General features: G+C 69.7%; 16 protein-coding genes. 3 read left to right on the top strand and 13 right to left on the bottom strand.

Annotation, left to right across the window (positions count from 1 at the left end):
- The 6 genes from V6M56_RS02340 to V6M56_RS02365 all read right to left on the bottom strand — a co-directional run.
- On the bottom strand, window positions 1-806 hold an 806-nt coding region (locus V6M56_RS02340), incomplete at its 3' end, for an ABC transporter permease (RefSeq protein ID WP_332680966.1).
- Between the two features lie 178 nt (window positions 807-984).
- Window positions 985-2,091 (bottom strand): ABC transporter permease, encoded by a 1,107-nt coding sequence (locus V6M56_RS02345; RefSeq protein ID WP_332680967.1) that lies wholly within the window; start codon window positions 2,089-2,091, stop codon window positions 985-987.
- A 211-nt stretch (window positions 2,092-2,302) separates the two neighbouring features.
- Window positions 2,303-3,838 carry an ABC transporter ATP-binding protein gene (locus V6M56_RS02350; protein ID WP_332680968.1) on the bottom strand — a complete coding sequence of 512 codons (1,536 nt, stop codon included), beginning with the start codon at window positions 3,836-3,838 and terminating at the stop codon, window positions 2,303-2,305.
- Window positions 3,835-4,572, bottom strand: coding sequence for an MBL fold metallo-hydrolase (locus V6M56_RS02355; protein ID WP_332680969.1), 738 nt, complete (start codon window positions 4,570-4,572; stop codon window positions 3,835-3,837). The genes V6M56_RS02350 and V6M56_RS02355 overlap by 4 nt, the downstream gene beginning before the upstream one ends.
- A 25-nt stretch (window positions 4,573-4,597) precedes the next feature.
- A complete protein-coding gene (locus V6M56_RS02360; RefSeq protein WP_332680970.1) occupies window positions 4,598-5,599 on the bottom strand; it encodes a BMP family lipoprotein in 1,002 nt (333 codons plus the stop codon).
- A 135-nt stretch (window positions 5,600-5,734) separates the two neighbouring features.
- Window positions 5,735-6,505, bottom strand: a complete 771-nt coding sequence (locus tag V6M56_RS02365; RefSeq protein ID WP_332680971.1) for an SDR family oxidoreductase — start codon at window positions 6,503-6,505, stop codon at window positions 5,735-5,737.
- A gap of 147 nt (window positions 6,506-6,652) precedes the next feature.
- Between V6M56_RS02365 and V6M56_RS02370 the strand changes: the two genes are divergently transcribed.
- On the top strand, window positions 6,653-7,447 hold the full coding sequence (locus V6M56_RS02370; protein WP_332680972.1) for a HesA/MoeB/ThiF family protein: 795 nt from the start codon (window positions 6,653-6,655) through the stop codon (window positions 7,445-7,447).
- Between the two features lie 128 nt (window positions 7,448-7,575).
- Here the strand turns inward: V6M56_RS02370 and gshB are convergent, their stop codons facing one another.
- The 3 genes from gshB to rsmI form a co-directional block, all read right to left on the bottom strand.
- Complete coding sequence (gshB, locus tag V6M56_RS02375) at window positions 7,576-8,526, bottom strand: glutathione synthase (protein ID WP_332680973.1); 951 nt, start codon at window positions 8,524-8,526, stop codon at window positions 7,576-7,578.
- A 70-nt stretch (window positions 8,527-8,596) separates the two neighbouring features.
- Complete coding sequence (locus tag V6M56_RS02380; protein WP_442881058.1) at window positions 8,597-8,971, bottom strand: YraN family protein; 375 nt, start codon at window positions 8,969-8,971, stop codon at window positions 8,597-8,599.
- A 2-nt stretch (window positions 8,972-8,973) separates the two neighbouring features.
- Window positions 8,974-9,906: a 16S rRNA (cytidine(1402)-2'-O)-methyltransferase gene (gene rsmI / locus V6M56_RS02385; RefSeq protein ID WP_332680975.1), complete on the bottom strand. Its 933-nt coding sequence runs from the start codon at window positions 9,904-9,906 to the stop codon at window positions 8,974-8,976.
- A 176-nt stretch (window positions 9,907-10,082) separates the two neighbouring features.
- Between rsmI and V6M56_RS02390 the strand changes: the two genes are divergently transcribed.
- On the top strand, window positions 10,083-11,303 hold the full coding sequence (locus V6M56_RS02390; RefSeq protein ID WP_332680976.1) for a penicillin-binding protein activator: 1,221 nt from the start codon (window positions 10,083-10,085) through the stop codon (window positions 11,301-11,303).
- A gap of 133 nt (window positions 11,304-11,436) precedes the next feature.
- Here V6M56_RS02390 and V6M56_RS02395 read toward each other — a convergent pair whose 3' ends face one another.
- Together V6M56_RS02395 and V6M56_RS02400 are read right to left on the bottom strand one after the other, a co-directional pair.
- Window positions 11,437-13,722, bottom strand: coding sequence for an NADP-dependent malic enzyme (locus V6M56_RS02395; protein ID WP_332680977.1), 2,286 nt, complete (start codon window positions 13,720-13,722; stop codon window positions 11,437-11,439).
- Between the two features lie 167 nt (window positions 13,723-13,889).
- Window positions 13,890-15,716 (bottom strand): methyl-accepting chemotaxis protein, encoded by a 1,827-nt coding sequence (locus V6M56_RS02400; RefSeq protein WP_332680978.1) that lies wholly within the window; start codon window positions 15,714-15,716, stop codon window positions 13,890-13,892.
- 107 nt (window positions 15,717-15,823) lie between these two features.
- Between V6M56_RS02400 and mutS the strand changes: the two genes are divergently transcribed.
- The gene (mutS, locus tag V6M56_RS02405; protein ID WP_332680979.1) at window positions 15,824-18,559 is read left to right on the top strand and encodes a DNA mismatch repair protein MutS; all 2,736 of its coding nucleotides are present in this window, start codon (window positions 15,824-15,826) and stop codon (window positions 18,557-18,559) included.
- 96 nt (window positions 18,560-18,655) lie between these two features.
- On the opposite strand, the gene V6M56_RS02410 is transcribed toward mutS, so the two are convergent.
- A complete protein-coding gene (locus V6M56_RS02410; RefSeq protein ID WP_332680980.1) occupies window positions 18,656-19,900 on the bottom strand; it encodes a BaiN/RdsA family NAD(P)/FAD-dependent oxidoreductase in 1,245 nt (414 codons plus the stop codon).
- A 152-nt stretch (window positions 19,901-20,052) separates the two neighbouring features.
- Window positions 20,053-21,096, bottom strand: coding sequence for a GMP reductase (locus V6M56_RS02415; RefSeq protein WP_332680981.1), 1,044 nt, complete (start codon window positions 21,094-21,096; stop codon window positions 20,053-20,055).
- Window positions 21,097-21,272 lie beyond the last annotated feature (176 nt).

Consider the following 21,272-nt stretch of genomic DNA (forward strand, 5'->3'; position numbering starts at 1 on the left):
GCGTCGAGCAGGCCGAAGAGCAGGCAGGCGAAGAGGGCGGGCCAGGGCCGCCAATTGGCGAAGATCACCGCGGCGAGCGCGATGAAGCCCTTGCCGGCGGTCATCTGCGGCAGGAAGCCGGCCGATTGCGAGACCGCGAGATAGGCCCCGCCGAGGCCGCAGAGCGCGCCGCAGATGATCACGGCGGCATAGCGCAGCCCGGCGACCGAGACGCCGGCGGTGTCGACCGCCGCCGGGTTCTCGCCGACGGCGCGCAGGCGCAGGCCGAAGCGCGTGCGCTTCAGGACGATCGCCGTCAGCAGGACGCAGAGCAAGGCGAGATAGGCCGGAGCGGCATGGCCGGAGATGGCGATGTCGTAGAGCGGCCCGAGCCCGGGCACGGGCTTCAGCGTCTCGGCCAGCGGCAGCGGGATCTCGGCGAAGCGGGCCGCGCCTTCGAGCGGCGGCGTGCGCCCGCCCTGGCCGAACCAGGCATTGCCGAGGATCACGGTCAGCCCGGCCGCCAGCATGTTGATGGCGACGCCGGAGACGATCTGGTTGCCGCGCCAGGTGATGGTGGAAAAGCCATGGACCAGGGAAAGCGCGACGGAGGCGGCGATGCCGGCGCCAAGCCCGGCCCAGGCCGAGCCGCTGGTGTAGGCGACGACCGCCGAGGCGAAGGCGGCGATCAGCATCTTGCCCTCGAGGCCGATGTCGACGACGCCGGCCCGTTCCGACCAGAGCCCGGCCATGGCGGCGCAGAGCAGCGGCACTGAAAGCCGGATCGTCGAATCGAGGATGACGGCGAGCGTCTGGACGGCCTCCATCGTCAGCCGCCCCCCGTCATTCCAAGGCAGCCCGCAGGGTCGAGCCCGGAACCCATGAACACGATGCTCACCGTCATTGCGAGGAGCAAAGCGATGAAGCAATCCAGAGGGGCGTAGCGCTCTTCCGCCCCTGGATTGCTTCGCTGCGCTCGCAATGACGGGTAGGAAGCTTTCGCTGTCATGCCACCCGCTTTCCACCGAACGACAGCGCCGTCGCCACCAGCCGCCGGAACAGGCCGTCGAGCGCGCCGGCGAAAAGGATGACGACGCCGCCGATGACCACGACCATGTCACGGGTGATCGTCGGCTTGTCGAAGGAGAGCTCGGCCCCGCCCTGATAGAGCGCCCCGAAGAGCAGTGCCGCCAGCCCGATGCCGACCGGATGGCCGCGCCCCATCAGCGCGACCGCGATGCCGACGAAGCCGTAGCCGGCGGTGAAGTCGAGCAGGAGACGATGCTGCACGCCCATCACCTCGTTGACGGCGAGCCCGCCGGCGAGCGCGCCCGAAAGCGCCATCGCCACCATGGTGATCCGCGCCGGCGAGATGCCGGCATAGGCGGCGGCGCGGGGATTGGCGCCGACGGTGCGGATCGCATAGCCGAGCCGCGAGCGGTAGATCAGCAGCCAGACCGCGACGAGCGCGGCGAGCGCCAGCAGGAAGGCGCTGTTCAAGGGCGTCGTCGGCAGCTTCAGGCCGAGCGGCGCCAGCAGCTGATGCATCGGCGTCAGCGTCGCATGCTTCGCGAAATCGGCCGTCTCGGGCTGCATCGAGCCCGGCTTGCCGATGATCTCGACCAGCAGATAGACGATCAGCGTCGCGGCGATGAAGTTGAACATGATCGTGGTGATCACGACATGGCTGCCGCGCGTCGCCTGCAGATAGCCGGGAACGAAGGCCCAGAAGGCGCCGCCTGCTGCCGCGGCAAGGATGGCAAGCGGCACCAGGAGGATGCCGGGCAGGGGCGCGAGCCACAGGCAGGCCAGCGCCCCGGTGATGCCGGCGACCGTCGCCTGGCCCTCGCCGCCGATATTGAACAGCCCGGCATGGAAGGCGACGGCGACGGCGAGCCCCGTGAAGATGAAATTGGTGGCGTAGTAGAGCGTGAAGCCGAGCCCTTCGAGGCTGCCGAGCGAGCCCTTCAGCAGCAGCGCCGTCGCCTCCAGCGGGCTCTCGCCGATGCCGAGCACGACGAAGCCGGCGACCAGCAGGGCGGCGGCGACGCTGACCAGCGGCACGAGCGCCGTATCGGCCCAGCGCGGCAGCTCGATCGGGGCTGCGCTCATGGGAGGCCACCATGGATCGGAAAGGCGCGGGGAACCCTCTCCCGTAGGGAGAGGGCAGGGTGAGGGGTAGGCCCGATAACCAGTTCCGCGAGCGCTGACCGCGCGTTCGGGTGAAGGCCAACGATTCCTCTCCCGAACACCTCACCCCTGCCCCTCTCCTTGCAGGAGAGGGGTTCTGTGGCGTGGTTCTTCCCCAAGGAGCGGAAGTCCATCACGCCGCCCGCTCGCTCACACCCGCCATCAGCAGGCCGAGGTCGCGCTCGTCGGTTTCCGCCGCCTTGCGCTCGCCGGTGATCTGGCCGCCGCAGAGCGCGAGGATGCGGTCCGACAGCGCCATCACCTCCTCGAGCTCGACCGAGACCAGCAGGATCGCGACCCCGGCATCGCGCAGCGCGATCAGCCGGCGGTGGATGAACTCGATCGCGCCGATATCGACGCCGCGCGTCGGCTGGCCGACCAGCAGCACCTTCGGCGCCCGCTCGATCTCGCGGGCGAGCACGATCTTCTGCTGGTTGCCGCCGGAGAACCTGGCGGTCTTCAGCCCGGGATCGGCGGGGCGGACATCGTAGCGCTCCATGCCGGCCAGCGCATGGCTGCGGACGGCTGCCGGCGACAGCAGGGGGCCGGGCCCGAAGGCCGGATCGCCATGATAGCCGAGGATCGTGTTCTCCGCCGCGGCGAAGGCGGTGACCAGCCCGGTCTTCTGCCGGTCCTCCGGAATATGCATCAGCCCGAGCCGGCGCAGATTGGCCGGATTGCGGTCGGCGGTCGTGAGGATGCGGCCACCGAGGCGGACCACCCCGCGCACCGGCTGGACGAGCCCGGCGAGCACGTCGAGCAATTCGCTCTGGCCGTTGCCGGCGACGCCGGCGATGCCGACGATCTCGCCCTCGTGCAGGGTCAGGCTGGCATCGCGCAGGCGCTCGCAACCATGGTCGTCGATGACGGTGAGCCCGGCCGCCTCCAGCACCGGCCGGCCGCGCGGACGCGGCGCCTTCTCGACCCGCAGCAGCACGCGCCGGCCGACCATCGCCTCGGCCAGCTCGGCCGGCGAGGTCCGGGCCGTCTCGACATGCGCCACCATCTCGCCGCGGCGCATCACCGAGACCCGGTCGGTCACGGCCATGATCTCGCGCAGCTTGTGGGTGATCAGGATCACGGTCTTGCCCTGCGCCGTCAGCGCCCGCAGCAGGGAAAAGAGCTGGTCGGCCTCGGCCGGGGTCAGCACGGCGGTCGGCTCGTCGAGGATCAGCACCTCGGCGCCGCGATAGAGCGCCTTGAGGATCTCGACGCGCTGCTGCAGCCCGACCGAAAGCTCGCCGACGATCGCGTCGGGGTCGATGGCGAGGCCGTATTCCGCCGAGAGCCGGGCGAGCTCGGCCCGCGCCTTGGCGATGCCGCTCTTGAGCCAGGCCCCGCCCTCGGCGCCGAGCACGACGTTCTCGACCACCGAGAGCGGCTCGACCAGCATGAAATGCTGGTGGACCATGCCGATGCCGGCGGCGATCGCCTCGGCCGGCGAGCGGATCGCGCAGCTTTCGCCGCGCACCCGGATCTCGCCGGAATCGGCCTCGTAGAAGCCGTAGAGGATCGACATCAGCGTCGACTTGCCGGCGCCGTTCTCGCCGACGATGCCGTGGATCGAGCCGGCGGCGACGGCAAGCGACACGTCCCTGTTGGCGGCGACCGGCCCGAAGGATTTCGAGATGCCGACGAGTTCGATGGCGGGTGGCGGTGCGTCGCTCATAGGGCCAGCACCATGCCGTCATGGGCGCGGGCCTCGGGCAGCTTCTCGTCATGGGCCAGCATGTCCGGCCCCATATGGGTCAGGATGATGCGCGGCGTAGCCAGTTCGCCCCGGTGCGCCGTAAGCGTGCGGTAATCGAGATGGTTGGCCAGCACCTTGTCCCAGGTATAGCACTCGACCAGCAGGGCATCGGCGCCGGCGGCGAGCGGGATCAGCGCCGGCGTCCAGGCCGTGTCGCCCGAAAAGGCGAAGGTCTTGCCGTCTTGCGTGAGCCGATAGCCCTGGCAGGGGCCGGCGCGCTCGTCATGCACCATCGGGAAGGCCTCGATCGCGACGCCGGCAAGCTCGGTCGGTGCCTCCGGCGTGACCTCGACATAGCTGATCGGAAAGCGCCAGCGATTGGTCGAGGCGCCGGGGAAATCGGTCTCGAGCGCATGCCGGGCGCGGTGCTCGACGCCGATCGGACCCGCGATGGTCAAGGGCTCGCTGCGGCGCGAGACGAACTGTGCCTCGACCAGGAAGGCCGCCAGCCCCCCGAAATGGTCGCCATGGAAATGCGTGAACAGCAGGGTCGAGAGGCCGTTGCGCGCGACGCCGGCCTGGTTCAGCGCGACCATGCTGGAGGAGCCGCAATCGAGCAGCAGCCGCTCGCCGCCGGCCTCGATCCGGAGGCAGGTGTTGAAGCGGCCGCCGGAGCCGAAAGCGTCTCCCGAGCCGAGAATGGTGACCTTCATCGCGCCGATACGGCGGTGCGAGCCATCACATCGTGCATTTGGAGTCCGACATGTAGTCGTGGACCTTGATGGTGCCGGCGATGATGTCGGCGCGGGCCTTGTCGGCCGCGGCCTTCATCTCGGGCGTGATCAGCGCCTTGTTGTGCTCGTCGAGCGCCCAGCCGACGCCGTCCTCCTTGAGGCCGAGCACCGAGACGCCGGGCTTCCAGGTTCCCTCGCGCGCCGCCTTGAAGGAGCTGTAGGCGGCGATGTCGACGCGCTTCAGCATCGAGGTCAGCACCTTGCCGGGGTGCAGCGCGTTCTGGTTGGAATCGACGCCGATGCCGAGCTTGCCGGCGTCGGCGGCGGCGCGCAGCACGCCGATCCCGGTGCCGCCGGCGGCGTGGTAGATCACGTCGGCGCCGCGGTCGATCTGCGACTTGGCGAGCTCGCCGCCCTTGACCGGGTCGTTCCAGGCCGCCGGGGTCGAGCCGGTCATGTTCTGGAAGATCTCGGCCTCCTTCTTGCCCGCCTTGACGCCCTGGACATAGCCGCAGGCGAATCTGCGGATCAGCGGGATGTCCATGCCGCCGACGAAGCCGACCTTGCCCGTCTTCGAGGCGAGGCCGGCGAGCAGGCCGACCAGATAGGAGCCCTCATGCTCCTTGAACACCACCGACTGCACGTTCGGCAGCTCGACCACCATGTCGATGATCGTGAACTTGAGGTCCGGGAACTCGGCCGCGACCTTCTGCAGCGCCGTCGCCTGCGAAAAGCCCACCGCGATGATCGGCGAATGGCCGTCGCGGGCGAAGCGGCGCAGCGCCTGCTCGATCTGGGCATCGTTGGTCGGCTCGAAATCGCGGAACTCGACGCCGGTCTCGGCCTTGAACTTCTCCGCCCCGGCGAAGACGCCCTCGTTGAAGGATTTGTCGAACTTGCCGCCCTTGTCGTAGACGACGGCCGGCTTGATCGCGGTCTGGGCCATGGCGGCAAACGCCGAGAGCGCGGCGCCCGCCATGGCGAGAGCGAAGAATTTCAGGCGCATGGAACCGTTCCCTGTCCGTGGCCGGGACGGTTGCCCCGCCCGCTATGCGCTTACGATGGCACGGCTTTTCGAAAGGACCAAGCGGCTGCGCGAGGCGCAGGCCGCCCGGGGTTTCAGGGGCATGACCGGCCGCCCTCAGCCGCGCTGGATCGAGACGCCGCCATCGGCGAGAAAGGCCGTGCCGGTGACGAAGCTGGCCGCGTCCGAGGCCAGGAACAGCGCCGCCTTGGCGATCTCCTGCGGCCGCGCCAGGCGCTTGAGGGCGTGGAGGCTTTCGACGAAGGCCAGCACCTCCGGCCCGGAACCAGGCGCGTTGGTGACGCTCGCCGGCGTATCGGTGCCGCCCGGCAGCAAGGCGTTGACGCGGATGCGCTGGCTCCCGAGCTCGGCGGCGAGCGCCTTGACCAGGCCGATCTGCCCGGCCTTGCTCGCGGCATAGGCCGACATGCCGGCGAGGCCTGCCGTATAGCCGACGAAGCTCGAGGTGAAGATCAGCGAGCCGCCGCCGCGGGCCTGCAGCGCCGGCACCTGGTATTTGGCGCCGAGGAAGGCGCTGGTCAGGTTGGTTTCGAGAATTTCGCGCCAGCTGTCGGGCGACATCTCCGCGATCGGTCCCATCTCGCCCACCGTTCCGGCATTGTTGAAGGCGATGTCGAGCCCGCCGAAGCGCTTCGTCGCGGCCTCGACCAGACGCTGCGCCAGCGCCTCGTCGCGTATGTCGCCGGCGATGGCGAGCGCCTCGCCGCCGGCAGCGGCGATCTCGGCGGCGAGCCCGTCAATTTCGGCCTGCCGCCGCGCCGTCACCACCACCCTGGCGCCTTCGCTGGCGAACAGCGCCGCCGCGGCGCGCCCGATGCCGGAGCTCGCCCCGGTGACGATCGCGACCTTGTTGCTGAGAACCGTCATGCCTTGACCTTTCATGCCTGCAGGAAATCTGCGGCGCGGTGATCGCAGGCGAAGCGCCGGTGCAGACACCCGCTTCCTGTCACGGCATGGCACCCGATTCCCGGCACCCGATTGCTGCGCGGTCCCGATCGGCCTAATCCTGAGGCCATGATGCTGAGCGAGGCGGAGATCGAGCGCTATGCCCGCCATCTGGTGCTGCCGGAGATCGGCGGGCCGGGACAGGCGCGGCTGAAGCGGGCGCGGGTGCTGGTGGTCGGCGCCGGCGGCCTCGGCGCGCCGCTGATCCCCTATCTCGCCGCCGCCGGCGTCGGCACCATCGGCATCGTCGACGACGACCATGTCTCGCTTTCGAACCTGCAGCGGCAGATCATCTTCGCAACGCAGGATGTCGGGGCGCGCAAGGCGGTCGCGGCTGCCGGCTTCGTCAAGCGGCTGAACCCGCATGTCCAGATCGAGGAATATGTCACCCGGATCGACCCGCACAACGCCCGAGCCCTCGTCGCCTTCTACGACGTCGTCGCCGAGGGTTCGGACAATTTCGCCACGCGCTATGCGGTGTCGGACGCCTGCTTCCACGAGAGCAAGCCGCTGGTCACGGCGGCGCTCGGGCGCTTCGACGGCTCGCTGACCACGATCCGGGCGCATGAGAAGGGCCCGGACGGCCAGCCCAACCCGACCTATCGCTGCCTGTTCCCGACGGAGCCGCCGCCCGGCACGGTCGCACCCTGCGCCGAGGCCGGCATTCTGGGGGCGCTGCCGGGGGTGATGGGTTCGCTGATGGCGCTCGAGGTGATCCGGGCGATCACCGGCTTCGGCGAGCCGCTGGTCGGCAAGCTCCTGCTGGTCGACGCCATGGCGATGCGCTTCGAGACGATGCGCTATGGCTGGGACCCGGAAAACCCGCTGAACGGCACCGCGCCGGCGGGCGCCGCCACCGCCTGAGCGCTAGAGCAGGATGCGAAAAAGTGGAAACCGGTTTTTCGCAAGAATCCTGCTCTAACCCTTGGGTGAGAGACGGATTCAGATGTCAGATGGGATCATTCCATGATTCCATCTGACATCATCCGGCTCTACCGGCTGGCGGCCCGCTTCGCCTCGATCACGTCGAAGAGCTGCGCCGCGAGGTCCGGTCCGCCGAGCTTCTTGATGGCGCGCACCCCGGTCGGGGCGGTGACGTTGATCTCGGTCAGATAGCCGCCGATCACGTCGATGCCGACGAGCAGCAGGCCGCGCTCCCTCAGCGCCGGGCCGATGCGCTCGCAGATTTCGAGCTCGCGCTTCGACAGGTCGGTCGGCCGCGCTGCGCCGCCGCGCACCATATTGGCGCGCAGGTCGCCCTCGGCCGGCACGCGGTTGACCGCGCCCGCCGCCTTGCCGTCGATCAGGATGATGCGCTTGTCGCCCTCGGAGACCTCCTTCATGAAGCGCTGCACCACCCAGGGCTCGCGGAAGAGGTTGGCGAAGAGGTCGCAGAGCGAGCCGAAATTCGGGTCGCCCTTGCCGGTCTTGAACACGGTCGCGCCGCCATGGCCGTAGAGCGGCTTCATCACGATCTCGCCGAACTCGTCGCGGAACGCCTCGATCTCGGCCCGGTCACGGGTGATCAGGGTCGGCGGCATCAGCTCCGGGAAATGCGTGACGAACAGCTTTTCCGGTGCGTTGCGCACCTCGGCGGGATCGTTGACCACCAGCGTCTTCGGATGGATGCGCTCGAGCATGTGCGTCGAGGAGACATAGGCCATGTCGAAGGGCGGATCCTGGCGCAGCAGCACCACGTCGAGGGTCGAGAGATCGGTGCGCTCGGCCTCGCCCAGCGTGTAGTGGTCGCCCTCGACATCGCGGACGGTGACCGGGTTGATCGCCGCCGTGACCTTGCCGTCGCGCAGGGTCAGCTTGTCGGGAGTGTAGGTGAAGAGCCGGTGGCCGCGCGCCTGCGCCTCCAGCATCAGCGAGAAGCCGGTGTCGCCGGCGATGCGGACCTGTCCGATCGGGTCCATCTGGATGGCGACATTCAACGGCATGGCAGCGCTCCGGTTGCGGTGCGCTTTATCGAGCCTGCCGCCGCGCCAGCGCAAGGGGGGGTGTCCTGCGTCAGAGCACGAGCTCGAAGACGGCAGGCACATGACGCGGCAGGCGCCAGGGCGCCAGGAACACGGCGTCGGCCCGCAGATGGCGCTGCATCGCCCAGGGGTTGCGGGCCAGCCATTGCCTGATGCGCGCCTCGATCAGGCGGCGCTTTTCGGCCGTGATCGCAGCGGCAGCCGCGTCGAGCGCCGCGCGTGCCTTGACCTCGACGAAGACGATGTCGTCGCCCCGCGCCATGATCAGGTCGATCTCGCCGCCCTTGCCGCCGAACCGCCGTTCCAGCAGGCGATAGCCCTTGGCGGAGAGATAGAGCACCGCGAGCCATTCGCCGCGCCGGCCGGCAAGGCCGGCGCGGCGGGCGCGATGGCTGCGGCTGGCGATGCTCACGGCGCGCGCGTCAGTTCAAGGGCGCGGGCGTAGACGACGCGGCGCGGCTGGCCGCTGGCGGCCGTCACCTGCGCCACCGCCTCCTTCAGCGACAGTTTTTCGAGCGCGGCCCGCAGCGCCTCGTCGAGCGCGTCGCCTGTCGGAAGGAGCGCCGAGGCGTCGGGTGGGCCGATGATCACGACGATCTCGCCGCGCGCCTCCTCGGCTTCGGCATAATGGGCGGCAAGCTCGGGCAAGGCGCCGCGCCGGACGTTCTCGTAATATTTGGTCAGCTCGCGTGCCACCGCGCCCGGCCGCTCGCCGAGCACCGTGGCGGCGTCGCTGAGCATCTCGGCGAGCCGGCGCGGCGATTCGAAGAAGACCAGCGTGCCGGGGATCGCGGAAAGCTCGGTCAGCCGCGCCTTCCGTGCCGCGCTCTTCGGCGGCAGGAAGCCCTCGAAGAAGAAGCGGTCGGTCGGCAGGCCGGCGAGCACCAGCGCCGCGAGCACGGCGGAAGGGCCGGGGATGCCGGTGACCGGCAGCCCTTCCGCCACCAGCTCGGCGACGAGCTTGTAGCCGGGGTCGGAGACCAGCGGCGTGCCGGCATCCGAGATCAGCGCGAGCTTGCCGCCCTGGCGCAGGCGCTCGAGGATCCTCGGGCGCATCTGGGCGGCGTTGTGCTCGTGATAGGGCATCAGCGGCGTCGCGATGCCGTAATGCGCCAGCAGCGTCTTGCTGGTCCGGGTGTCCTCGGCCAGCACGGCGTCGGCGGCGGCGAGCGTCGACAGCGCCCGGAAGGAGATGTCCTTCAGATTGCCGATCGGCGTCGCGACGATGTGCAGGCCCGCCGCCAGCGGCTCGGCTTCGGCGCGCAGGCCGAAGGCCGTATAGCTCGCCCTCGCATCTTTGGCGCGGTCGGGGCTCTGCGGGGTGGGAGAAGGCGCTGACATGGCGGCGAAACTGCCACAGCCGCCGCCAGGATGCCACCGGACCGGGCGGCAACCCATAGTTAACAGCTTGAAAATACCATCCCTGGCTGGCAGGTATTCCCTCCTGATCCGGGGGGATAAGCACCGCCGGGCGCGATCGCCAAGATGCGCCCTGCTCAGGAGTGGAGACGAAACCCGTGTCGCGTCCAGTTCGAACTCCAGGTCAGGCGCCCATCCATGGCGTCTCGCGGCGGCTGATCCTGGCCGGCGGCACCACGCTCCTGCTCTCCGCCTGCAGCGGCGGCACCTCGGGCCTGCCCGGCTTCGACAACCCCGCCGGTTCCGTCGGGACGGCGCCGCCGAGCGGTCCGACGCTCGGCACCGGCTCGGTCCGGGTCGGGCTGATCCTGCCGCTGACGGCGGAAGGCGCCGGCGCGACGGTCGGCAATTCGCTGAAGAACGCCGCCGAGATGGCGCTGGCCGAATTCCCCGGCGCCGACCTGACGCTGCTGGTCAAGGACGACCGCGGCACGCCGGACGGCGCTCAGGCGGCCGCGCAGGCGGCACTGCGCGAGGGCGCCGAACTGATCATCGGCCCGCTCTTTGCGCCCGCGGTCCAGGCGGTCGCGCAGGTGGCTCGCGGTGCCGGCAAGCCGGTCATCGCCTTCTCCAGCGACAGCAACGTCGCCTCGCGCGGCGTCTACCTGCTCTCCTTCCCGCCCGAGAACGACGTCAACCGCGTGATCGCCTATGCCTCGTCGCAGGGCCGGAAATCCTTCGCCGCGCTGGTGCCGGACACCGCCTACGGCAAGGTCGTCGAGGCCGCCTTCCAGCAGGCGGTGGCCGATCGCGGCGCCCGTGCCGTGGTGATCGAGCGCTTCGGCAGCGATCAGGCCAGCATGCGCACCGCCGCCGGACGCCTGATGCCGGCGCTGCAGCAGGCCGATGCGCTGTTCGTGCCGGCCGACGCCAACGCCATGCCGACGCTCGGTCTCATCCTGCAGCAGGCCGGCTACGATCCGGCCAAGGTCAGGCCGCTCGGCACCGGCGTCTGGAACGACGCCAATGTCGCGCGCGTGCCGGCCATCCAGGGCGGCTGGTTCGCCTCGCCCGACACGGCCGGCTTCAACGCCTTCGCCGGCCGCTACCAGAAGCGCTTCAACAGCTCGCCGACCCGCACCGCGACGCTGGCCTATGACGCGGTCTCGCTCGCCGCCGCGCTCGCCCGCACGCAAGGCAGCCAGCGCTTCTCAGAGGCCGTGCTGACCAATCCGTCGGGCTTCGCCGGCGCCGACGGCGTCTTCCGCTTCCGGGCCGACGGCCAGAACGAGCGCGGCCTCGCCGTGCTCGAACTGCGCAACGGCCAGATCGTCACGGTCAACGCCGCCCCGCGCGACCTGGGGCCAAGGACGAACTGACGCCCGATAGGGCGTCATTCTCGGGCGGAGCGAAGCGCAGACCCGAGAATCTCCGGCAGGATGAGGCGCCCTCCAATGGCGCCCTCTCGTCGTGAGATGATCGGGACATGCCCGAGCATGATGTGCGAGGACTTCACCCCCCGATATTGAACGCCGCCAGCGCCGCCATGTTGACGATGTCGGAGTCCTTGGCGCCGAGCGGCACGATCTGCACCGGCTTGTCGAGGCCGACGATCAGCGGGCCGATCACGGTCGAGCCACCGAGTTCCTGCAGCATCTTGGTCGAGATCGAGGCCGAGTGGAATGCCGGCATGACCAGGACATTGGCCGGGCCGGTCAGGCGGCAGAACGAATACTGCGCCATCAGATCGCGGTTCAGCGCGACATCGGCGGCCATCTCGCCGTCATACTCGAAATCGACGCGCTGGCCGTCGAGGATCGCGACCGCCTCGCGCACCTTCAGCGAGCGCTCGCCGGCCGGGTGACCGAAGGTCGAGAAGGCGAGCATCGCGACCTTGGGCTCGTAGCCGAGGCGGCGCGCCACGCCTGCCGCCTCGATGGCGATCTCGGAGAGTTCCTGCGCCGTCGGCATCTCGTGGATGGCGGTGTCGGCCACCAGCACGGTCCGCCCGCGCGCGATCACCACCGAGATGCCGATGACGCGATGGCCAGGCTTCTCGTCTATGACGCGGCGGACCTCTTCCAGTGCGATCGAGTAGTTGCGGGTGACGCCGGTCACCATCGCGTCGGCATCGCCGAGCGCCACCATGGCGGCGGCGAAATGGTTGCGATCCTGGTTGATCAGGCGCTGGCAGTCGCGGAACAGGTAGCCCTGCCGCTGCAGCCGCTCGTAGAGATATTGCGCATAGGCGCTGTTGCGGTGCGACAGCCTGGCGTTCTGGATCTCGATGCCCTTGGCCGCGACGTCGACGCCGAGGAAGGCGGCGGTTGCGGTGATCCGGTCCTCGCGCCCGACGAGGATGGCGTGGCCGAGCCCCTGGTTGACGAAGGAGGCGGCGGCGCGGATCACCTGTTCCTCCTCGCCCTCGGCGAAGACGACGCGCTTGGGATAGCGCCGGACCCGCTCGAAGATGCGGTTCAGCGTGCCGGCGATCGGGTCGCGCCGTGCCGAGAGCTGCGCCTTGTAGGCCGGGATGTCGACGATCGGCTTGCCGGCGACGCCGGTCTCCATCGCGGCCTTGGCGACCGCGATGGGCACGACATGGATCAGCCGCGGATCGAACGGCACCGGGATGATGTATTCCTTGCCATAGCGCGGGCGCGAGCCCTGATAGGCGGCGGCGACCTCGTCCGGCACGTCCTCGCGCGCCAGGAAGGCGAGCGCCTCGGCTGCCGCGATCTTCATCTCCATGTTGATCGTGGTGGCGCGCACATCGAGCGCGCCGCGGAAGATGAAGGGGAAGCCGAGGACGTTGTTGACCTGATTCGGATAGTCCGAGCGGCCGGTCGCCATGATCGCGTCGTCGCGAATGGCGGCGACCTCTTCCGGGGTGATCTCCGGATCGGGATTGGCCATGGCGAAGATGATCGGGTTCTGCGCCATCGAGGCGACCATCTCCGGCGTCACCGCCCCCTTCTGCGACAGGCCGAAGAAGGCGTCCGCCCCCTCCATCGCCTGCGCCAGCGTGCGCCGGTCGGTGATCGCCGCATGGGCCGACTTCCACTGGTTCATGCCTTCGCTGCGGCCCTGGTAGATCACGCCCTTGGTGTCGCAGAGAATGACGTTGTCGGGCTTGAAGCCCATCGCCTTGAGCAGCTCGATGCAGGCGATCGCGGCGGCGCCGGCGCCGTTGATGACCAGCCTGGTCGACTTGACGTCGCGACCGGTCAGGTCGAGCGCGTTGATCAGGCCGGCGGCGGCGATGATCGCGGTGCCGTGCTGGTCGTCATGGAAGACCGGGATGTCCATCAGCTCGCGCAGGCGCTGCTCGATGATGAAGCATTCCGGCGCCTTGATGTCCTCGAGGTTGATGCCGCCGAAGGAGGGACCGAGATAGCGCACCGCGTCGATGAACTTGTCGGAATCCTCCGTATCGACTTCGAGGTCGATCGAATCGACATCGGCGAACCGCTTGAACAGGATCGACTTGCCTTCCATCACCGGCTTGGAGGCGAGCGCGCCGAGATTGCCCAGCCCGAGAATGGCGGTGCCGTTGGTGATCACCGCGACGAGATTGGCGCGGGCGGTGTAGTCATAGGCGCGGCTGGGATCCTCGGCGATGGCGAGGACCGGCACGGCGACGCCTGGCGAATAGGCCAGCGACAGGTCGCGTTGCGTCGCCATCGGCACGGTCGGAACGATCTCGAGCTTGCCCGGCCGGCCCTGCGAGTGGAAGAGCAAGGCTTCCTGGTCGGTGAAGGTCGGACGGGTGCGCTTGATCGGCGGGCGGTCGTTCATGCGGCAGTTCTTTTTTGTGAGCGTTTCCTGGGGGACCCGGACCATAGGGCAGCGTCCGCCCGCTCCACAAGGCGCGATTGCGGACGGTTACTCATGCCGGAACGGAGAAAATCGCGCTGCGGCAAGCGCTTCGCCGGAGCTCGCTTTTTCGGCCTCGCGCCGGCGCCTCAGAGGCGGCTGCGCACGCGGGCGACGAAATCGCCGACATAGCGGTCGAGTTCGACCGACTGCTCGCTGACCCGCCGCGCCGCCTCGACCACGCCCGAGGCGGTTTCGCCGGTCGAGCGCGCCTCGTCGCCGAGCGCCGCGACATTGCCGGTCACCGTCGTCGTCGAGCCGGCGACGGCCTGGGCATCGGCGGCGATGCTGGACGCGATCGAACCCTGGTTGTTGACCACGGCGGCGATCGCGCCCGAGGTCGTCTCGATCGCGCTCATCGTCTCTTCGATCTGCTCGACCGCCTCGGCCGCGGTCGCAGCGGCGGCGCGGATCTCCTGCAGCGTCGCGGCGATGTCGCGGGTGGCCTTCTGGGTCTGCTCGGCGAGATTCTTGACCTCGCCGGCGACCACGGCAAAGCCGCGCCCGGCCGCGCCGGCCCGCGCCGCCTCGATGGTGGCGTTCAGCGCCAGCAGATTGGTACGCGCGGCGATGTCCTCGATGAAGTCGAGCACGGCGCCGACCTTGTCGGCGGCCACGGCGAGCCCGGTGACGTCGCGCCGCGTCGAGCGGACATGGCTCGCCGCCTCCTGGGCCTTGTCCGCCGCGAGCCCGGTCTGGCGGGTCAGCTCGCGGATCGAGGCGTCGATCTCCTCGGCGGCCTCGGCGACGCTGCCGACGCGCTGCGCGGCGATCTCCGCCTGCTGGGTGACGTCGACGGCGCGCAGCGTGGTGCGGTCGGCATTCGCCGCCATCTGCCTTGCGGCCTCGTGCATGTCACGGGCCGATTCGCCGACCTGGCGCAGGGCCTTGCCGACGGTGACCTCGAGATTGGCGGCCAGCTCCTCGAGCGCCGAGCGGCGCAGACTCTCGATTTCGTCGCGGCGGCTTTCCAGCGTCTTCTCCGGCGTGACGTCGAGCAGGATGCCGTCCCAGATCATGGTGCCGTCGGCGAGCCGGCGCATCGCCGCCTCGCTGCGCAGCCAGACGATCGCGCCGTCGGCACCGGTATAGCGCCCCTCGAACCGCCAGAGATCGCCGGGCTGCTGCGGGGCTACGCGCATCGCCTCGAAGCGGGCTCGGTCCTCCGGCAGCATCTTGCCGAGCCAGGCTTCGGCATCGCGCTCGACCGCCTCCTTGCTGATGCCGAGCAGGCGGTTGATGGCGAAGGAGGCGAAGTGGTAGCGCAGCGAACCGTCGGGATGGATGATGCGCTGGTAGAGCGTGCCCGGCGCCCGCTGCATCAGCGACCGCAGGCGATAGGCGGTCTCGCGCCGCTCGCGGTCATTGTGGACGACGAGCCCGACCAGGATCGTGCCGATCGTGTTGACCATGATCATCACCGGCACCGCCTGGCGCAGGAAGCGCTCGCCCACCGCCCAGTCCGGCATGAACAGGATCGAGAGCAGCAGGCAGCCGGCCCCGATCAGGCTGAGCGCGACGAAATCGGCCAGGCGGAAGGAACGGCGCTGCCGTGACAGCCAGGCGGCATAGGCGACGCCGGCCAGTGCGTTGAGGACGATTCCGGCGAGGCCGGTCGGCATGCCGACGCCGCCCTGGCTGTAGCGCAGGGCGGCGAGGGGCAGGGCCGTCAGCAGCGCCGCGACCGGCCCGCCGATCGGCCCGGCGAGGATGGCGAGCGTGTTGCGCGAATCGACGACGAGGCCGGCGTCCATGACGAAGGGGTTGGCCATGCTGCACAGGGCGGCGACCGCGAACAGGCCGCCGATCGCGCATTGGCGCAGCATCGGGCGCGAGTCGATCCAGGGCGCGGCGACCGTCACCACCAGGGCGGCCAGCAGCAGGAAGGAAAGGCTCTCGATGAGGTTGATCAGCAAAGATAATGACCCTTTGACCGAAAACGGCCTGATCAGCCTGCTTTCAATTGTTGAAAGTCTCCCTAACGGATGGCCTTGCCGGCACGATTTGATAGCGTGCCGGCGCGATGCACAGCAGCCCTCCCCCTGACGCCACGAAGGTCCCGACATCCGCCGCCGCGAGCGCCGATGCCGGCCGCGTCACGCCGATGATGGCGCAGTATGTCGAGATCAAGACCGCCAACCCGGACAGCCTGCTGTTCTACCGGATGGGCGATTTCTACGAATTGTTCTTCCAGGACGCCGAGATCGCCTCGCGCACGCTCGGCATCGTGCTGACCAAGCGCGGCAAGCATCTCGGCGAGGACATCGCCATGTGCGGCGTGCCGGTCGACCGCGCCGACGACTATCTCCAGCGCCTGATCGCCGCCGGGCACCGCGTCGCGGTCTGCGAGCAGACCGAGGACCCGGCCGAGGCCAGGAAGCGCGGCGCCAAATCGGTGGTGAAGCGCGACGTCGTCCGCCTCGTCACCCCCGGCACCATCACCGAGGAGCGCCTGCTCGAACCCGGCCGCGCCAGCCTGCTGGTCGCGGTGGCGCGGCGCCGGCTCAGCGATGAGCGCTTCGCTTACGGCATCGCCGCCGTCGACATCTCGACCGGCCGCTTCAGTGTGCTGGAAACCGATGCGCGCGGGCTTTCGGTGGAGCTGGCGCGGCTGGAGCCCCGCGAGATCGTCTGCCCGGATGCGATCCACGAGGACCCGGAGCTGAAGGAGATCTGGCGCGACGTCCCGGCCGCGGTGACGCCGCTGGCGCGCGAGGGGCTCGACCCGGCTTCCGGCGAACGGCGGCTGAAGGAATTCTTCGGCGTCGCCACGCTCGATGCCTTCGGCGCTTTCAGCCGGGCCGAGATCGCCGCCGCCGCCGCCGCGCTCGCCTATGTCGAGCGCACCCAGTTCGGCGCCCGCCCGCCGCTTTCGCCGCCGAGGCGCGAAGGCGAGAGCGCGACCATGCTGATCGACGCGGCGACGCGGGCCAATCTCGAATTGACGCGCACGCTTGCGGGCGAGCGCGCTGGCAGCCTGCTCGCCACCATCGACCGGACGCAGACGCCGGGCGGCAGCCGCTTGCTGGCCGAGCGGCTCGCCGGACCGTTGACCGACCCGGCCGAGATCGCGCGCCGGCTCGATGCGATCGCCCTCCTGGTCGAGCCGGCGGGGCTGCGTGAGAACCTGCGCCGCGATCTTTCCCGCGTGCCCGATCTCGCCCGGGCCCTCTCGCGCCTCGCGCTCGACCGCGGCGGGCCGCGCGACCTTGCCGCGCTCGGCGCCGGGCTGGAGGCTTCGCGCGCCATCGCCGGCGCCCTGCTGCGCCATGGCGATCTGCCGCCGGAACTGGGCGAGGCCGCGATGGCGCTCGGCCGCACCGATCCCGATCTCGCGGCGCGGCTGACCGCTACGCTCGCCGAGGAATTGCCGTTGAACAGGCGCGACGGTCGCTTCGTGCGCGAGGGCTTCGACGCCGGCCTCGACGAATTGCGCCTGCTGCAGGTCGATTCCCGCAAGGTGATCGCCCAGCTCCAGGCGCGCTATGCCGCCGAGACCGGCTGCCGGACGCTGCGCATCAAGCACAATTCCATGCTCGGCTATTTCGTCGAGGTGCCGCAGGCCATCGGCGAGGATTTCCTCAAGGAGCCCTGGCGCGCGGTCTTCGTGCATCGCCAGACCATGTCGGACGCGATGCGCTTCTCCTCGCTCGAGCTCGGCGAGCTCGAGGCCAAGATCGCCTCGGCCGCCGACCGCGCCCTGAAGCTGGAGCTTTCGATCTTCGCCGACCTGGCCGCAGCGGTCCTGGCTGAGGCCGAGCCGATCAAGGCGGCGGCCCTGGCGCTGGCTTCGATCGACGTCGCCGCCGGCCTGGCGGAACTGGCGCTGGATGGCGGCTGGACGCGGCCGGCGGTCGACGACAGCGCGGCCTTCGCAATCAGGGCCGGCCGCCATCCGGTCGTCGAGGTGGCGCTGAAGCGCGACGGCCAGCCCTTCGTCGCCAATGACAGCGAGCTCTCGCCTCAGGGAGCCAAGCGGCCGGACGGCCGCATCTGCCTGATCACCGGTCCGAACATGGCCGGCAAGTCGACCTTCCTGCGCCAGAACGCCCTGATCGCGGTGCTGGCGCAGATGGGCTCCTTCGTGCCGGCGCAAAGCGCCCATATCGGCGTGGTCGACCGGCTGTTCTCGCGGGTCGGGGCGGCGGACGATTTGGCGCGGGGCCGCTCGACCTTCATGGTCGAGATGGTCGAGACCGCCGCGATCCTCAACCAGGCCGGTCCTCGCGCGCTGGTCATCCTCGACGAGATCGGCCGCGGCACCGCGACCTTCGACGGGCTCTCCATCGCCTGGGCCGCGATCGAGCATCTGCACGAGGCCAATCGCTGCCGGGCGCTGTTCGCGACGCATTACCATGAGCTGACGGCGCTGGCCGAGCGGCTCGAGCGCGTCGCCAACGCCACCGTCCGCGTCACCGAGTGGAATGGCGAGGTCGTCTTCCTGCACGAGGTCGTGCCCGGCGCGGCCGACCGCTCCTACGGCATCCAGGTCGCCAAGCTCGCCGGGCTGCCGCCGGCCGTGGTCGAGCGGGCCCGCGCCATTCTCGGCGAGCTCGAGAAGAGCGAACGCGAGAAACCGGTCGCGGCGCTGGTCGACGATCTGCCGCTGTTCGCAGCTCCTGTCAGGCGGGCCGCGCCGGCCCCGGTGCCGGCAGCGGGCCCGGACGAATTGCGCGCGGCGCTGCAGGGGCTCGATCCCGACGAGATGACGCCGCGCGAGGCGCTGGAGGCGCTCTACCGGCTGAAGCGGCTGAACTGAGCCCCGCCGTCATTCTCGGGCGAAGCGCAGCGCAGACCCGAGAATCTCAGGATCAGAAGCGCTGGTTGGAGCCTCATCCGGCCTGAGATGCTCGGGTCAGACCCGAGCATGACCTGCGCTGCTCAACCACCGCCCGATCCCCTCCGCCGCCGCGACACCGGTCGCAAGGCAGCCCTGCAGCAGATAGCCGCCGGTCGGGGCCTCCCAGTCGAGCATCTCGCCGGCGACGAAGACACCGGGAAGGCGCTTCAGCATGAAACCCGCGTCGATCTCGGCGGCGACGATGCCGCCCGCGGTCGAGATGGCGCGGACGATGGGTGCCGTTCCGGTCAGGCGCAGCGGCGCGGCCTTGATCAGGGCTGCGAGCTTGTCGGCTTCGGTTGGGAGCGAGCCAGGGCTCGCCTCGCGCAACAGCGCGGTCGCGACCGGCGCGAGTCCGGCCGCCTTGCGCAGATGGTTGCTCAGCGTCTCGCCGGCGCGGCGGCGTTCGAGGCGGGCCGCCAGCGCCGCCCCGTCGAGATCGGGTCGCAGGTCGATGGCGAGGTCGGCATGGCCGTCGCGCGCGATCGCCTCGCGCAGGAGGCCGGAAAGCGCGTAGACCGCGCCGCCCTCGATGCCATTGGCGTCGATCATCGCCTCGCCCATGGCGCGCCGGCCGGCAAAGGAAAGCGCGATGCGCTTCAATGGCGCTCCCGAGAAGCGTTCGCGCATGACCGGCGACCAGGCGACCGCGAAGCCGGCATTGGCCGGGCGCAGCGGCGCGACGGCGACGTCCTTGGCGGCAAGGATTGCCTGCCAGCCGCCATCCGAACCGAGCCGCGGCCAGCTCGCGCCGCCGAGCGCCAGCAAAGTGGCTTGCGGCTTCACCGTCTCGACTGCGCTTTCGCGCGTGACGAAGCGCAGCGCTCCGGTGTCGTCCCAACCGGTCCAGAGCCGGCCCGGCAGCAGCCGCACGTCGAGCCCGTCGAGCCGCGCCAACCAGGCGCGCAGCAGTGGCGAGGCCTTCATCGCCTTCGGAAACACCCGGCCGCTGCTGCCGACGAAGCTCTCGGCGCCGAGCCCGTCCGCCCAGTCGCGCAGCGCTTGCGGCGGAAACTCCCGCAACGCCGGTTCGAGCCAGTCCCGTGCCGCGCCATAGCGCGGCAGAAAGCTCTCGAACGGTTCCGAATGCGTCAGGTTGAGCCCGCCGCGCCCCGCAAGCAGGAATTTCCGCGCCGGCGAGGGCATGCGCTCGTAAAGCGTGACCGAATGGCCGGCCTGCGCCAGCCTTTCCGCCGCGATCAGCCCGGCCGGGCCGGCGCCGATGATGGCGACGTCGGGATCGCCGGCGGTTTCGCTCACCGGATCATCTCGCGCGCGCCGTCATTCCGGACAAGCGGCGAAGCCGCGCAGCTCCGGAATCCATCGTAAGGCTGCGGCGCTCTACGATGGATTCCGGAGCTGCGCGGCTTCGCCGCTTGTCCGGAATGACGGTGAGATGGACCAATTGACGTTTAGTTCCCGAACACGGTGTTGAGCTGGCTGCCGACCATGATGAAGGTGGTGCGCTTGGCCATCTCTTTCAGCCGGACCGCGCCGATATAGGTCATCGCCGAGCGTACCCCGCCCATCAACTCCTGCATCGTGCCCTCGACCGGGCCGCGATAGGGCACCTCGACGGTCTTGCCCTCGGAGGCGCGGTATTTCGCGACGCCGCCGGCATATTTCTTCATCGCCGTGTCGGAGGACATGCCGTAGAAGGTCATCGCGACCGGCACGTTCTCGCCTTCGCGCTCCTCATAGCGCAGCCCGCCCTCGCATTCGTCATGGCCGGCGAGCATGCCTCCCAGCATGACGAAATCGGCGCCGGCGCCATAGGCCTTGGCGAGGTCGCCCGGCACGGTGCAGCCACCATCGCCGCAGACCAGGCCTTTCAGCCCATGCGCCGCATCGGCGCATTCGATGATCGCCGAGAGCTGCGGATAGCCGACGCCGGTCATCTTGCGCGTGGTGCAGACCGAGCCCGGCCCGATCCCGACCTTGACGATGTCGGCGCCGGCGAGGATCAGCGCCTCGGTCATGTCGCCGGTGACGACATTGCCGGCCATGATCGCCGCATCGGGAAAGGCCTCGCGCGTCGCCTTGACCGTGTCGACGAACTTCTCGGTGTAGCCATTGGCGACGTCGAGGCAGATCTTGTCGATCGGCGACTTGCCATGCACCGCCTTCAGCTTGTCGTGGTCGGCCTCGGTGGTGCCCAGCGAATAGAAGGCGTTGGCCGAGCCCGGCTCCTTGAAGAAGGAGACCAGCGCCTCGGCGTCGTAATGCTTGTGCAGCGCCACCATGGCGCCATGCCTCAGCAGCGCCCGGGCCATCGCCATGGTGCCGACCACGTCCATATTGGCGGCGATCAGCGGGAAGCCGCTCCAGTCGCGGCCGGTATGGGCGAAGCGGAAGCTGCGGTGGACATCGACCTCGGCGCGGCTGCCGAGGGTCGAGCGCTTCGGCCGGATCAGCACGTCGCGGAAATCCAGCTTCGGGTCGTTCTCGATGCGCATGGCGGAGGCCTCGGCTGCTGGGCTCGGACGATCGGGCGGCGCACGCGGCGGAGAGCGTGCCCGGATTCATAGCCGGTCGCGCGCCCCCGAAGCAATGTCGGAGGGGGTGGCGCTTCGGCGCAGGACACTTTAGCGAGAGCTAAAGTTTTGCTGGACAGGCCGGCTTTGCCGCGATA

Origin of the sequence: Allobosea sp., assembly GCF_036675845.1 — a bacterium.
In the GTDB taxonomy this organism is placed as follows: domain Bacteria; phylum Pseudomonadota; class Alphaproteobacteria; order Rhizobiales; family Beijerinckiaceae; genus Allobosea.